Annotated in this window: 15 protein-coding genes; 2 read left to right on the forward strand and 13 right to left on the reverse strand. The window is 65.7% G+C overall.

Going from position 1 to position 12,814, the window contains the following annotated elements; all coding sequences use genetic code 11:
• Positions 1–147: 147 nt before the first annotated feature.
• Positions 148–1,011 (reverse strand): hypothetical protein, encoded by an 864-nt coding sequence (locus tag HPY83_05325; protein ID NPV07372.1) that lies wholly within the window; start codon positions 1,009–1,011, stop codon positions 148–150.
• A 186-nt stretch (positions 1,012–1,197) separates the two neighbouring features.
• Here HPY83_05325 and HPY83_05330 point away from each other — a divergent pair, with 186 nt between their 5' ends.
• Positions 1,198–1,950, forward strand: coding sequence for a ZIP family metal transporter (locus tag HPY83_05330; GenBank protein ID NPV07373.1), 753 nt, complete (start codon positions 1,198–1,200; stop codon positions 1,948–1,950).
• Positions 1,951–2,008: 58 nt separating this feature from the next.
• Complete coding sequence (locus HPY83_05335) at positions 2,009–2,788, forward strand: TIM barrel protein (protein NPV07374.1); 780 nt, start codon at positions 2,009–2,011, stop codon at positions 2,786–2,788.
• A gap of 439 nt (positions 2,789–3,227) precedes the next feature.
• Here HPY83_05335 and HPY83_05340 read toward each other — a convergent pair whose 3' ends face one another.
• The 12 genes from HPY83_05340 to HPY83_05395 all read right to left on the reverse strand — a co-directional run bounded on the left by HPY83_05340 (position 3,228) and on the right by HPY83_05395 (position 12,578).
• The gene (locus tag HPY83_05340; GenBank protein ID NPV07375.1) at positions 3,228–3,665 is read right to left on the reverse strand and encodes a PaaI family thioesterase; all 438 of its coding nucleotides are present in this window, start codon (positions 3,663–3,665) and stop codon (positions 3,228–3,230) included.
• Between the two features lie 42 nt (positions 3,666–3,707).
• The gene (locus tag HPY83_05345; GenBank protein NPV07376.1) at positions 3,708–4,868 is read right to left on the reverse strand and encodes a hypothetical protein; all 1,161 of its coding nucleotides are present in this window, start codon (positions 4,866–4,868) and stop codon (positions 3,708–3,710) included.
• 123 nt (positions 4,869–4,991) lie between these two features.
• The gene (locus HPY83_05350) at positions 4,992–5,933 is read right to left on the reverse strand and encodes a 1-phosphofructokinase family hexose kinase (protein NPV07377.1); all 942 of its coding nucleotides are present in this window, start codon (positions 5,931–5,933) and stop codon (positions 4,992–4,994) included.
• Between the two features lie 3 nt (positions 5,934–5,936).
• Complete coding sequence (locus tag HPY83_05355) at positions 5,937–6,845, reverse strand: F0F1 ATP synthase subunit gamma (GenBank protein ID NPV07378.1); 909 nt, start codon at positions 6,843–6,845, stop codon at positions 5,937–5,939.
• Entirely contained in the window at positions 6,829–8,379 is a 1,551-nt protein-coding gene (locus tag HPY83_05360) for an alternate F1F0 ATPase, F1 subunit alpha (protein ID NPV07379.1), read from the reverse strand. Before HPY83_05360 ends, HPY83_05355 begins: the two co-directional genes overlap by 17 nt.
• Positions 8,372–9,163 carry a F0F1 ATP synthase subunit B gene (locus HPY83_05365; GenBank protein ID NPV07380.1) on the reverse strand — a complete coding sequence of 264 codons (792 nt, stop codon included), beginning with the start codon at positions 9,161–9,163 and terminating at the stop codon, positions 8,372–8,374. Before HPY83_05365 ends, HPY83_05360 begins: the two co-directional genes overlap by 8 nt.
• A 3-nt stretch (positions 9,164–9,166) precedes the next feature.
• On the reverse strand, positions 9,167–9,445 hold the full coding sequence (locus HPY83_05370; GenBank protein ID NPV07381.1) for a F0F1 ATP synthase subunit C: 279 nt from the start codon (positions 9,443–9,445) through the stop codon (positions 9,167–9,169).
• A 16-nt stretch (positions 9,446–9,461) separates the two neighbouring features.
• Positions 9,462–10,160: a F0F1 ATP synthase subunit A gene (locus HPY83_05375; GenBank protein NPV07382.1), complete on the reverse strand. Its 699-nt coding sequence runs from the start codon at positions 10,158–10,160 to the stop codon at positions 9,462–9,464.
• Positions 10,144–10,455: an ATP synthase subunit I gene (locus HPY83_05380; GenBank protein ID NPV07383.1), complete on the reverse strand. Its 312-nt coding sequence runs from the start codon at positions 10,453–10,455 to the stop codon at positions 10,144–10,146. The genes HPY83_05375 and HPY83_05380 overlap by 17 nt, the downstream gene beginning before the upstream one ends.
• Position 10,456: 1 nt before the next feature.
• Entirely contained in the window at positions 10,457–10,810 is a 354-nt protein-coding gene (locus tag HPY83_05385) for a hypothetical protein (protein ID NPV07384.1), read from the reverse strand.
• Positions 10,810–11,199, reverse strand: a complete 390-nt coding sequence (locus tag HPY83_05390) for a F0F1 ATP synthase subunit epsilon (protein NPV07385.1) — start codon at positions 11,197–11,199, stop codon at positions 10,810–10,812. The genes HPY83_05385 and HPY83_05390 overlap by 1 nt, the downstream gene beginning before the upstream one ends.
• Positions 11,196–12,578 carry a F0F1 ATP synthase subunit beta gene (locus HPY83_05395; protein ID NPV07386.1) on the reverse strand — a complete coding sequence of 461 codons (1,383 nt, stop codon included), beginning with the start codon at positions 12,576–12,578 and terminating at the stop codon, positions 11,196–11,198. The genes HPY83_05390 and HPY83_05395 overlap by 4 nt, the downstream gene beginning before the upstream one ends.
• Between the last annotated feature and the right edge of the window lie 236 nt (positions 12,579–12,814).

A 12,814-nucleotide genomic window follows, 5' to 3' on the forward strand; every position in this document is an offset into this window, starting at 1 on the left:
GGGGCTTCCCAAGCTGCACCCGAACGCGGGCGGAAGCCCTCGCCCGCGGCAGCGAACAGGGGGAGGGGACGATTCATCGCCCTGGCCAGCACCATCCTGCCCAAGAACTAAGGTGCACGCGGCCGCGGCCGATCGGTGGCGCTCGCCCTACAGCACCAGCCGCGCTATCGGCACGGCGTAGCCCGGCACGTCGAGGGCTCCGTGCGCCTCCGTCTCCTCTAACACCAGCGACTGCCAGCGACTCCGGTAGCCCAGCTGCTGCAGAGTGAGCCAGAAATGACACATGGCGATGCCTACGTCCAGCCGGTAGTAGGGCCTGCCGGGCCGATCGTTCCAGCGCTGAGGGCGGCTGTCAGCCAGGGCAAAGATGGTGTTCTCGCTCATGAGGAAGTACCAAGGCTGCACGTTGGACCAGGAGGGGGCCAGCCGGGCCATCTCCAAGGCGCGCCAAATCTCGGGTGGCACCAGCGTGGGCGCCACTGGCTCGCCCCAGCGCTGCCAGAAGGCGAACTCCTCCAGCGGTTTGCGCGTGCCCCGACGGGCCGAGACGTTCCGTACCAGAGACCGGGTCCACGCCTGACGCCGGCCGGGCGCCGGCCATCCCACCGGGCTGAGGGCCACCACGTCCTCGGGCGACCCCCCGATGCGCTCGGCCAGGTATCGGGCGCGGAAGAAGCCCGCCATCCAGCAGGTGCCCAGCCCCAGGGCTGTCGCGGCCAGAACCGCCTGTTCCATGCGGAAGCCGACTTCCTCCATCCGCCCCGGATGGGGCTCAGCCCGGCCTATGAAGTACCAGGGGGCGGGACTGGCCACGGCCAGGGCTCCCACGGCGCTGCGGCTGTGCAGAGAGGAGAAGGGCACCAGAGCCACCTGGGCGTTTGTACGGGCATCGAGGGGCTCCACCCCGGCCACGGCCTTGCGCAGAGCGGCGAGGGTATCCTCAGGCACGGGCGCGTCTCGGTAGCGCCGCACGCTCCGCCGTCGCTCGATGGCTGCCATCCAGTCGGTCATCGCCGGCATCCCTCCGTCTGCCCGGCCTCTGTGCCCCTGCACTCGGGCACCGCGCATTGTGGGCCAGGTGCTGCTGCTGCACAAGCGGGGCGGCGCCATCCGTTGCCCTGTGGACGATCGGCCACGCCTGGGGTAAGCTGAGCCAGTTGGCCCGGCTCTGATGCGGGCCACCCGAGTGGGAGAGACATGCCTGAGAGCGCCTTCGTGCCGGTGTTGATAGCCAGTGTTCTCGCCGGGTTCGCCACCATGACCGGCATTGTCCTGGTGAGCCTCTACGGTCACTGGGCACGCCGGAACTCCATCTACTTTGCCAGCTTCGCTGCCGGCGCGCTCATCTCGGTGTCGTTCCTGCACCTCATCCCCGAGTCCATGGAGATGACCAGCAACGGCCCCCTGTACCTTCTGGCCGGCTTCCTGGGGCTGTACCTACTCAACCGGGTCATGCACCTCCACAGCGGCCACGAGCACAACCATTTGGAGTCGGCCGTCCACATCGCCGAGAGCACCGGGGTCGTGACCGTGCTGGGAATCGGCTTTCACTCCTTCATAGATGGGGTTATCTACTCGGTCACCTTCAACGTGAGTGTCCTCACGGGAGCGCTGGCGGCCATAGGCATGGTGCTCCACGAGGTGCCCGAGGGGGTCATCGCCTTCGTGATTCTGCACCGGGCCGGGTATAGCAGGAAGGGTGCCTTCCTGGGGGCAACTCTGGCCGCGGCAGTGAGTACCCCCTTGGGGGCCCTTCTTTCCTTCCCTTTCGTGGACTCTATCGCCGCGGCCGATCTGGGGCTCATGCTGGCCCTGGCCGGGGGAGTGCTGCTGTACGTGGGCGCCTCTCACCTGCTCCCCGAGGTGGAGCGGGAGAATCGGGCCTCGACCGTACTGGCCCTGGCGGCAGGAGTGTTCGTCGCCCTGGTCACCGGGCTGATAGCGGAGTGAAAGGCGGCCGTCTCGTCGCTCGCTCGACCTGCGAAGGTGCAACTACTAGGAGGAGACTATGCCCATCAAACAATCCATCTGCTACCCCATGGTCAAGCCGCCCGATATGCCCCTGGATGAGCTGTTCCGGGCGGGCAAGGAGATAGGTTATGCCGCCGTGGAGCTGTGGAAGCCGGGCGAAGACTTCGACGAGGTGATGTCTCTGGCCCGCAAGTACGGCTTGGCGGTGGCCATCATGAGCGGACACGATTCCCTGCCAGACGGGCTCAACAAGCGCAGCAATCACGACCGCATCGAGGCGGAGCTGCGCCATTCCATTGACGTCGCCGCCAAGCATAACATCCCCGGGGTGATCTGCTTCAGCGGCAACCGCCAGCCACACATGACCGAGCTGGAGGCCATCGAGGCGGTGGCGGACGGCCTCAGGCGGGTGGCCCCCTATGCCGAGAGCAAGGGTGTCAACCTGAACATGGAGCTGCTCAACTCCAAGGTGGACCACCCCGGCTACCAGTGCGACCACACAGCGTGGGGCGTGGCCGTATGCGAGCGCGTCAACAGCCCGCGGGTCAAGCTCCTCTTCGACATCTACCACATGCAGATCATGGAAGGGGACATCATCCGCACCATCCGGGAGAGCATTCGGTGGATCGGGCACTTCCACACCGCTGGGAACCCCGGCCGCCGGGATATGGATGACACCCAGGAACTCAACTACACCGGTATCTGCCGCGCTATCGCCGCCACCGGCTATGACCTCTACGTGGGTCACGAGTTCAGGCCTAAGGGCGACGTGATCCAAGCGCTGCGGGACACCTTCGCCCTTTGCAACGTGAGCTGACAAGGAGGAGGTGCACCGCAGGGATCGCCAAGACCGCGGAGGCGGGAGTGAGAAGCGGCTGCCGACGGCGATCTGCCGTCGGCAGCCGCTTCCGCCATGTGTCCAGACGACTGTCCCCGAAACCGCCCGCTCGCCCCGGCGGAGGTGGGCACGGTACGGGAGTAGAATACCGGTCAAGTAGTCACTGCCCTGTCGCTAGCCACGGGGCTTGTGTCATGCTGAACGTAGTGAAGCATCTCCAGCCCACTCCAGAAGGCCTCTCAGATGGTCACTGCCCTGTCGCTAGCCACGGGGCTTGTGTCATGCTGAACGTAGTGAAGCATCTCCAGCCCTCTCGAGAAGGCCTCTCAGGGCCGCAGGAGATGCTTCACTCCGCAAACAGACGCTCCGTTCAGCATGACAAGCCATACTCGACGGGCGTTCCAGAAAGGGCGGTTGGCTATCGCGCCGTCGAGGACTGCCTCCCGGTCGGGGCCGGATTGGAGTAGGTGTCCCTGGGCACGGGCAGGGCGGTGGACTGCCCCCGGGCCAGAATGCGGCCGTCGCTGCCGGTCACGGTCAGCTCACACACCATGGATCGGCGGCCGTTGTGGATCACTCGCGCCTCGCCCAGCACTTCCTCCCCCGGCTTGGCGGCGCGGAACGCGTTCAGGCTCCACTGAATGCCCACTGCATCCACCAGCGAATTGACCGCCATGCCGAAGGCGGCGTCCGCCACGGCGAAGAGGAGGGCGCCGTGGGCGATCCCGTGAGCATTGAGGAAGCGGTCCTCCACCGTGACTGCCACCCGGGCGTAGCCCTCCTCCGCCCGTAGCAGCTTCATGCCAAGCTCCTGGACCAGCCGGTCGCCCTGCCAGAACTCCTCGATCCGAGCCATCACCTCATCCGTACGCAACCATAGCGTATCACGTGCCATCTATCAGTACCGGAAGATCGCCGCCAGGGCGCACGCCTCGGGCATGTCCTCCTGGGAGGCGGGGTAGGCGTCGCCCTGATTGAGGATGGTGTGGATGGTGGCCAGGTCAGACAGATCCTCCACCCCCTCGCCTTGCGGGCCGGTGGTGAGGACCACCTCACCCGACCGAGGGTCAAAGGTGCCCCAGATGTGGCAGTTCACGGCAAAGAAGAGCGACTCCACCCGGCCGTAGTAGGCTCCGGCCACCACTTCGCGAGGGTCGGCGGAGGCCAATCCGGTTCCTAGAAGGCTCTGGTACTTCTCCAGGGCCTCCTCTCGGGCCCGATCGTAGTACGGCCCCACCAGCTCCCAGGCGCGGCGGTGCAGTTCCTGGGCGCTCAGCTCCTCCGGGTTCCCCGGGATTCCTTTCTCCAGGAGGTGCGGATAGCTATTGGCCTCGCGATAGATGGGGAACAAGTACTCCACCCCGGCCAGCACGAGAGGCACGTTCTGGCCCGCGATCACCTCTCGCAGCCCTTCATCTAACACGTGGAAGTAGCGCAAGATGCGGTTCTTGGCGCCCTCCTCCGGGCCGCCCTGGCCGTGGAACATGGCCTGCCGCGCGCCCGGGGCAGACGGCTCCGCCGCGGGAGTATGCCACTGAAGGTGTCGCTCTACCTGCTCATACCGGAGGGCCTCCGCCAAGCTGGGAGGAAGGGAATCAGCCTCGATCTCGCTGATGGAGTCGCGAGTACCCTCCAGGAGACGGACCGACTTCTGGCTGAGGGCCAAGAGGTAGAAGCGCCCGTCCCCCACCAGGAAGGGCAGCAGCGGCTTGAGGTGGAAGTCGCGGTTCACTACCACCAGTTCCTCGAAGCTCACCGGCATGCGGTAGACGGAGGTGAGGGTGGGGGAAATGAAGACCGCCAACCCGTCGCTCTGCCGGCGCCAGAACATGGCATCCCGCAAGAGGGCGCGGGCATCGGCCAGGAGAGCCTGGGCGTCAGGGCGCCGCATCTCGCGGGAGATCAGTGCCTCCTCCGCCTTCTGCAACAAGTTCTTCAGCCTGATGGGGTTTTGTTCCGTCTCGGGGCCAGTCCTGCGGGTGGGAAGGAAGATGGAGACGCACCAGCCGGTCTCATTGTCCAAAAGGTTCTTCACGTCGTCTTTGGTGAATGCGTCCATATGCTAACTCCTCTCGGTTCAGTTACGACCTGGACCCTACCGTACCTCCACATTGTGACAGAAAAGGGCGGGAAGGTCACACATCCGCTCTGAGAATACCTCATCGGGTGCCGATTCCGGGGCTCAGGCAGTCTCCAGAGAAAGCAGCCGCTGGTAGAGGCGCTCCGTGTCCTCCCGTCGGCAGAGCTCCGTCCCCGGAGTCATGACCGCAGCGGAGCCGGCTGCCACTCCGTACATGACGGAGTGGCGGAGGGACATCCCTCGGGCCAGGCTATAGATGATGCCTGCCACCATGCTATCACCCGCCCCAATCTTGCTCCGGATGGGCACCGTTGGGGCGCGCAAGCGGGAGGCATCATCACCGGTGACCAGGATGGCGCCGGCAGCGCCCAGGGACACCACCACCACCTCCGCGACGCCCCTGTCCACCAGCCGCCGGGCTTCCCTCTCCAGGTCGCACTCCTCCTCGAAGGGGCAGCCGGCCAGTTGGGAGAGCTCGGCGACGTTGGGCTTGAGCAGGAAGACGTGACTCTGAGCTGCCTCTCTGAGCGCCTCGCCGGACGTGTCCAGGACCATGCGGACGCCGCGGCGCTGAGCGGCTTGTGCCAACCGAGCGTAGAGGTCCACCGGCGCACCGGGAGGAAGGCTCCCGCTGGCCACGAGGTAGTCCGGCGCCGGCTCCCATTCCTCCACCACCGCCAGGCAGCGACGCACTTCGTCCGGCTTCAGGTGGGGGCCAGGCATGCCAAAGCGGTACTGCTGTCCCGAAGACTCCTCCAGGACGATCAGATTCTCCCTGGTCTCGTCTTCGATGGCCACCGGCTGCTGGGTTACGCCTTCCCGGCCCAGCAACTCCTCCAGGGCGGCGCCGGTGCGCCCGCCGCGAGCGTACACGGCCACTGACTCGCCGCCTAGCCGGAGGATGGCTCGGGAGACGTTGATGCCGCCGCCCCCGGGCTCGGACCGAGGCTGGGTGCAGCGCAGCTTGCGTTCGGGGACTACGGCAGTCACTGAGGTACTCTTGTCCACGGTTGGATTGATAGTGAGAGTCACTACAGCTGCCATTGGCTAGCCTCTGACCCCTTGCGCCTCGCCCCCTGTGAGGGCCTCAAACCCGGCGATGATATCCAGAAGCTCTTCGGTCACCGCGGTCTGACGCTGGCGACGGTACTCGGCCCGAAGTTGGGCCAGCCGATCCCGGATGTTGTTCTCGGCCGCCTGCATGGAAGCCAGCCGGCTGGCGTTCTCTCCTGCCAGGGACTCGGCGAAGGCACGGAAGAGCACGGCGAAGAGGTGCTCCCGGATGAGGGAGGAGAACAAGGCCTGCCAATCCATGGTGTGCATGGGAATGGATCGAGAGCGCCAGGGCTCTCCGGCCAGGCTTCGGAGCCACTCCAGGTCCACCGGCATGAGCTGCACCGTCACCGGCTCGGAGGAAGCGCTGGTGCGGGGCCGGTTGTGAAAGAGGAACACGCGGTCTATACCCATGACTGAGTGCCAGCGCTCGACGGTGAGCAGGGCTTCCTGAACCAGCCGGTTGATGCCGGCGATCGAGGCGGGCATGGCCATCTCGCCCACCACTGGCAAGTCGACGTCCTGCAGGCGGCCGGTGAGCCGGGCCCCCAGGCTGATGAATGCCCAGTCCTCGTACGGGGGGTGGAGGCGCTCTACCTCCCGGAGGGTGTGCTCCACGATCTGGTCGTTGAATCGCCCCGCCATACCCTGCTCAGAGCCGAATACCAGCCCACCGAACCGACCTCCCCCGGGCTCCTCGGCCAGCGTCACGGTCTGGGCGCGTCCGCCCAGAACGACGCGAAGGCCGAGCTCGATGTTGCGGTTGTATTGCCTCAGCGAACGTACCGCACGCTCGTACTGACGAAGGTTGACGGCGGAAAGCACCTTCATGGTGGTGACGATGGATTGCAGGTCTTCTGCTGTGGCGATCCGGTCTTTGAGCTGCTCAGTCGTGACTGCCATCTTCAGTCCCGAACCGACGTCGAACCACCTCGCGGGCGACCTCCAGTAGGTCCTCGCGGTCGCTCTGACTCAGCGGCTCCCCCGCGTCTATTCGCTGGAACAGGTCCACCAGCCTCTGGGCCGTCTCCTGGCGTACGGCCATCTCGGCCTCGCGCACGTCGCTCAGCGAAATCCCATCGAACACCCCTTCGTTGGCCGCCAGGAGGACGGCTATCTGCTCCGCCACAGCGATGGGCTGGTACTGAGGCTGCTTGAGCACCTCCCGGATGCGGCGGCCGCGCTCTAGGGTGGCACGAGTCTCCTGCTCCAGCCGGGTGCCGAAGCGGGAGAACGCTTCCAGTTCCTCGAACTGCGAGTACGTCAGCCGCAGCTCCCCGGTCACGGCCCGATAGGCGGGCAGCTGCGCCTGACCCCCCACGCGCGAGACGGACTCTCCCACATCCACCGGGGGCAGCACTCCTTTCTGGAACAAGTCCGGGGAGACGTAGACCTGTCCGTCGGTGATGGAGATGAGATTGGTGGGCACGTAGGCCGACAGGCTTTCGGCCTCGGTCTCGATGATAGGGAGGGCCGTGAGCGAACCGCCCCCGATCTCCTCCCGCAGGTGGGTGGAGCGCTCCAGCAGCCGGGAATGTATGTAGAAGATGTCGCCCGGGAAGGCTTCTCGCCCCGGCGGGCGGCGCAGGAGGAGAGAGAGCTCGCGGTAGGCGCGAGCGTGGGCGGTGAGGTCGTCGTACACGATGAGCACGTCCCGGCCCTGCTCCATGAAGTACTCGCCGATGGTGGTGGCTGCATAGGGCGCCACGAACTGCAGCCCGGGCGCGTCGTCTCCGCTGGCTACCACGACCACGGTGTAGGGCATGGCCTCGTTCTCGCGCAGGTCTGCCAGAAGCTTGGCGGCGGCGGCATTGCGCTGCCCGATCAGGCAGTAGACGCAGATCACATCCCGCCCTTTCTGGTTGATGACCGTGTCCAGAGCGATAGCCGTCTTGCCCGTCTGCCGGTCCCCCAGGATGAGCTCTCGCTGCCCCCGGCCGATGGGAACCAGAGCATCCACCACCTTGAGGCCCGTCTGTAAGGGGCGGGAGACGGGGGCGCGATCCATTATGGGGGGTGCGGGCCTCTCCACCGGCCATCTATCCGCGCCGAGCACCGGACCCAACCCGTCCAGCTCGATACCCACGGGGCTCAGCACTCGCCCGAGCAGGGCCTCGCCCACCGGCACGTCGAGCACTCGTCCGGTGCGGCGAACCTCGGCGCCGGCCCTCAGGCTCTCACCGTGTCCCAGGAGGATGATGCCCACCTGGTCCTCGTCCAGGTTGAAGGCCAACCCCAGGAGGCCATCGGGCAGGAGGAGCAGTTCCTCCGCTCTGACACCGGGAAGCCCCCGAGCCTGCGCCACCCCCTGGGAGACGCTGGTGACCACCCCCACCTCGCTGATGCGGATCTGGGGACGCCGGGCCTCGCTCGCTTCCCGCAGCAGCGAGAACGTATCCTCGAGGACTGCGATGAGCGGGGGAGTAGCCTCAGCCATCGGCCCGCTCTCCCTCTCGCCGCAGTTGTGCTTCCAGGACTTCGCCCATGTTCTCCTGCAAACTCTCCAGATAACTCGCAATGGTCCAGGAGAGCTTGTAGCCGCCGGCAAGCATCTCCACCCCCGCTATGACATCGGGAGACAGGCGAAATCGGACCTCGGTATCTTCCCGCCCGAACTCCTCTCTCACTGCCTCCTCAATGGCCTGGCGTGACTCTGCCGGCAGAGGGAAGGCGCTGGTCACCGACACGGCTTCGTCCGCTTCGTTGAGGAGCTCTCGCACCAGACGTTTGTTGTCCGGCTCCAGTTCCCGCAACCGACGCACGAACGCGGCCGCCATCTGCCGCTCCAGCTCGCCGTCCGCCATGTCGCTCAGAGCCCGCCGGCTCAAGGCCAGGACCTCGTCGCGCGTCCGCTCCCGGAGCTGGTACAGGAAGGCTTCCTTCTCCCGCCGCAACTCCTCGCACCAGGCGGCATGTTCCGCTTCCACCGAGCGCTGGGCCTCCTGGCGAAGCTCGCGCCTGAGGGCCTCGGCGTCCTCCCTGGCCTCAGCCAACAACTGGTCCCGCTGCCTCTCCAGATCGTCGACTCGGCTCCGATAGGCCCGGGCTTCCTCCTCGGCCTCGCGAGCCAGGCGCTCCGCCTCCTCGAACTGGGCCGCTATGCGCTCGCGCCGCCCGCCTATGGCGTCCAAAAGCGGTTGATACAAGAAGCGACGGAGGAGGAACACCAGTACGAGGAAGTTGACGATCTGAGCGACGACGGTAAACCAGTCAAAGAGCACCGGTCACCCTCCCACCTGGCCGATGACGTAGTTCCAGAAGGGGTTGACAAAGATGATGATCATGGTGACTACGAAGCAGTAGATGGCGGTGGATTCCACCAGGGCCAAACCGACGAAGAGGGTTCTGGTGATGGTGTTCGCCTCGTCGGGCTGTTGCGCGATGGAGGCGAGCGCTTGGGTAAGGGCGCGGGCCTCGCCCAAGGCAGGGGCGACGGTACCCACGGCGATGGTCAGTCCGGAGACGACGATAGAGATGGCCCCTATCAATGCTACGTCGTTCATGTTCTGTGCGCTCCCGTCACGGGTTCGGTCGTCCCGTCTGCTCCGTCTCCCGGCGAGCGCGGGTGGCGGATGCGATGTAGATGGTTGCCAGGATGGCGAATATGTAGGCCTGTATGACGCCGGTGATGAGGCCCAGCGCCTGCATCACCACCGGGAAGAGAAGCGGCACTATGGTCACCAGGATGGCCACGATCATGCCACCGCTCATGACGTTGCCGTACAACCGGACGGCCAACGCCAACGTGCGCGAGAACTCCCCGATGATGTTGAAGGGAAGCATGATGACCGAAGGCTTCAGGTAGCTCTTCAGGTATTCCACCAGCCCTCTCCGGGCGATGCCGAAAGCGGGCACGGCTACGAAGACGCAGATGGCCAGGGCCGCCGTGGTCGAGAGCGAAGCCGTGGGCGACTGAAATCCTGGGACGATCATCAGGACGTTGCTTACCAAGATGAACAGGAAGACCGTCCCGATGAAGGCCACGTAGGGAGAAGGGTCCTCCTCGGCCACCTCGCGTATCTGCGACTCTATGATCTCCACCACCTGCTCCAGCAGGCTCTGCCACCAGGAGATCTCCCGTCCCGTGGACAGGTTTCTGGTCACCAGCCAGGAGCCGACGGTCATGAGGACCATGACCACCCAGGTGAACCCGATGGTAGCGTTGATGGTGAACGGCCCCACCTGCCCCCAGATGATGGTATCAGGAGTGATAGTCATCTACGCTCACTTTGCCCGCCCGGTCCGTGGCCGGGCCCAAGGCCTTCACCAGTGCCAGGCGCGCGACGATGAAGCCAGCGAGACAGGCCAACAGCCGCTCCCAGCGGCCGCCGGAGAGGAGCAGAAACCCGGCCACGGCCAGAAGGGTGCGGACTAGGAAGCTGGTCAGGACCAGGAGGGCGGGAGACCGGGTGGCCGTCAGGCGATCGAGGGTGAGCCAGAGGCCGCCGTAGAACAGGAGGCCCAGGACGACTCCCGCCAGCCCGGACAGCGCCAGGCCGAGCGCGGAGCTCACGTCAGTCCTCCGGTCTCTTCCTCTGGCGGCGGTGGTTGGGGAGCTCCTGGGCTATCCAGCGCCAGGCGTTGAGGAGCCCGGCCACCAGCCCCAACAGAAGCATGATCAGGGTCCACGATAGGTCTCCCGGAAACAGGGCGTCCAGCAGCAGACCGATCGCGATACCTATCAGGGTAGGGATGGCCACCGACCATCCCACCAGGCCGTACATACCAAGACCGAACCAAATGGTCCCCTCTCTCTCAGTCCGGGCTCTCAAGCGCCGCTCGGCCTTGCGTCCGACCGTACGCGAGAGCCTCTCTTCTTCCTGTTCGTCTGGTGCCGGCCGCCGTTCGTCACGGTCCCCAGGGTTCATCAGTGCCCCCGGACCAGCTCCAGGTACCTTCTGGCGAAGCCCAACTCGAGCTTGGCCAGGGCAGTGCGAGCCTGCCGCTCGTCCTCGTCCAGTTGGTGGAACCGCTCTCTCACCGCCTCCCTCAATCCTTCCAGGCTGGGCCCCCTGACGGCGTCTCGAGTGGAGACGCGCACCTCGGCCTGTCGCTTGACCAGGATGCCCTCGTCAATGGCCAAGTAGTGCTCGCCGGAATCCTTGCTCCGGAAGGTGAGCAGCCCCGGGACCAGCGCGGTGGCGAAGTCAATGTGCCGGGGCAACAGGGTGAAGGACCCATTTGGGGCCTCGGCTGATACCTTCTCCACCTCTTCGTCTACTACCACCTCCGAGGGAGTCAGCACCCGCAATCTCATTGCTGCATGGCCTCGTCTATGGTGCCGATCATGTACAGGGCTCGTTCCGGGTAGTCGGAGAACTCGCCGCTGAGTATGCGCTCGCAGCCATCCAGAGCCTCGTCCAGAGCGACCGTCTTCCCCGGTAGGCCGGTGAACTGCTCGGTAGTGTGGAAGGGCTGGGTGAGGAAGCGCTCCAGCCGACGAGCCTTGTGTACCGTCTGCTGGTCCTCGATGGTGAGCTCCTCCAATCCTAGCATGGCGATGATGTCTTTGAGATCCTCATAGTTGGCGAAGACCTCCCGCATCTCCCGGGCGATCCGGTAGTGCCGCTCTCCCACCACGTGGGGGACCAGCATGCTGGAGTTCGAAGTCAAGGGATCAATGGCGGGATAGAGCCCCTGGCTGGCCCGGCTGCGGGAGAGGACGATGGAAGCGGAGAGGTGGGCGAAGGTGTGCACCACGGCCGGGTCGGTGAAGTCGTCCGCCGGAACGTAGACCGCCTGAACCGAAGTGATGGCGGCGCGTCGGGTGCTGGAGATCCTCTCCTGGAGGGCCGCCATCTCGGTGCCCAGGGTGGGCTGATAGCCCATGCGGGAGGGCAGCCTGCCCAGCAGGCCCGACACTTCCGCCCCCGCCTGCACGAAGCGGAAGATGTTGTCCATGAGCAGGAGCACGTCCTGGCGCTCGTCGTCGCGGAAGTACTCGGCCATGGTCAGGGCGGTGTGCCCGACGCGGAACCTGGCCCCAGGGGGCTCGTCCATCTGGCCGAAGACCATCACCGTGTCGTCCAGGACGCCGGCATCTCGGATCTGGCGGTAGAGCTCCTCTGCCTCCCGGTTGCGCTCTCCGATCCCGGCAAAGACGCTCACTCCACGGTGCTCCCCTACCATGTTGTTGATCATCTCCATGATGAGCACGGTCTTGCCCACGCCGGCACCGCCGAACATCCCAGCCTTGCCGCCTCGTTCCAGAGGAGAGAGGACGTCAATGGCCTTGATGCCCGTCTCGAGAATCTCCGACTTGGTGGTACGCTCGTGCAGGGGGGCCGGCTTCTGGTGGAGGGAGCGCCACTCGGTGGCCTCGACCGGCCCGGCCTCGTCTACTGGCTCACCGAACACATTGAAGAGCCGCCCGAGAAGAGCCTCTCCTACTGGGACCTGGAAGGGCCCACCGGTGTCCACCGCGGGTTCGCCCCGGCTCAGGCCGCGAGTGGGGGTCAGCGCTATGCCCCGGACGGTGCGGTCGTCCAGGTGGCCGGCCACCTCGATGCGTACGTCGCCGTTGGCGCCGGCTCGGATTTGGCTGTTCATCTGCGGCAGGTGGTCGTCGAAGCGGACGTCTACCACGCTGCCCCGAACGGCCACTACCCGGCCCAGAGCCCTACGGGCTTCCGGCATCCGGGCTCGGCTATCCGAGCTCTCTCGCTCGCTCACTGTCTCCGGCGCGTGCAGGAGGCTGGCGCCGCTCATGTATGCAGCAATCTCCCTGGGCGGCCCGCGCCTCCGTACCCAGGCGCAAGCACTGCCCTATCTGTGGCTGGCTGGGCCGCCGGGCGGGCGCGTACGATCAACTTCAAAGATTCCCTAACATACAGCGCATGCACTGAGGGTGAAGGTCCTTCGGTGCAATAGCA

The organism is Anaerolineae bacterium (assembly GCA_013178015.1).
In the GTDB taxonomy this organism is placed as follows: domain Bacteria; phylum Chloroflexota; class Anaerolineae; order DRVO01; family DRVO01; genus Ch71.

Coding starts and splice junctions, on each gene's coding strand:
- HPY83_05330 (NPV07373.1), top strand. CDS start 1,198: ATGCCTGAGAGCGCCTTCGTGCCGGTGTTGATAGCCAGTGTTCTCGCC.
- HPY83_05350 (NPV07377.1), bottom strand. CDS start 5,933: ATGGCAGCTGTAGTGACTCTCACTATCAATCCAACCGTGGACAAGAGT.
- HPY83_05390 (NPV07385.1), bottom strand. CDS start 11,199: ATGAGATTGCGGGTGCTGACTCCCTCGGAGGTGGTAGTAGACGAAGAG.
- HPY83_05370 (NPV07381.1), bottom strand. CDS start 9,445: ATGAACGACGTAGCATTGATAGGGGCCATCTCTATCGTCGTCTCCGGA.
- HPY83_05385 (NPV07384.1), bottom strand. CDS start 10,810: ATGAACCCTGGGGACCGTGACGAACGGCGGCCGGCACCAGACGAACAG.
- HPY83_05325 (NPV07372.1), bottom strand. CDS start 1,011: ATGACCGACTGGATGGCAGCCATCGAGCGACGGCGGAGCGTGCGGCGC.
- HPY83_05345 (NPV07376.1), bottom strand. CDS start 4,868: ATGGACGCATTCACCAAAGACGACGTGAAGAACCTTTTGGACAATGAG.
- HPY83_05335 (NPV07374.1), top strand. CDS start 2,009: ATGCCCATCAAACAATCCATCTGCTACCCCATGGTCAAGCCGCCCGAT.
- HPY83_05395 (NPV07386.1), bottom strand. CDS start 12,578: ATGCCGGAAGCCCGTAGGGCTCTGGGCCGGGTAGTGGCCGTTCGGGGC.
- HPY83_05360 (NPV07379.1), bottom strand. CDS start 8,379: ATGGCTGAGGCTACTCCCCCGCTCATCGCAGTCCTCGAGGATACGTTC.
- HPY83_05340 (NPV07375.1), bottom strand. CDS start 3,665: ATGGCTCGGATCGAGGAGTTCTGGCAGGGCGACCGGCTGGTCCAGGAG.
- HPY83_05375 (NPV07382.1), bottom strand. CDS start 10,160: ATGACTATCACTCCTGATACCATCATCTGGGGGCAGGTGGGGCCGTTC.
- HPY83_05355 (NPV07378.1), bottom strand. CDS start 6,845: ATGGCAGTCACGACTGAGCAGCTCAAAGACCGGATCGCCACAGCAGAA.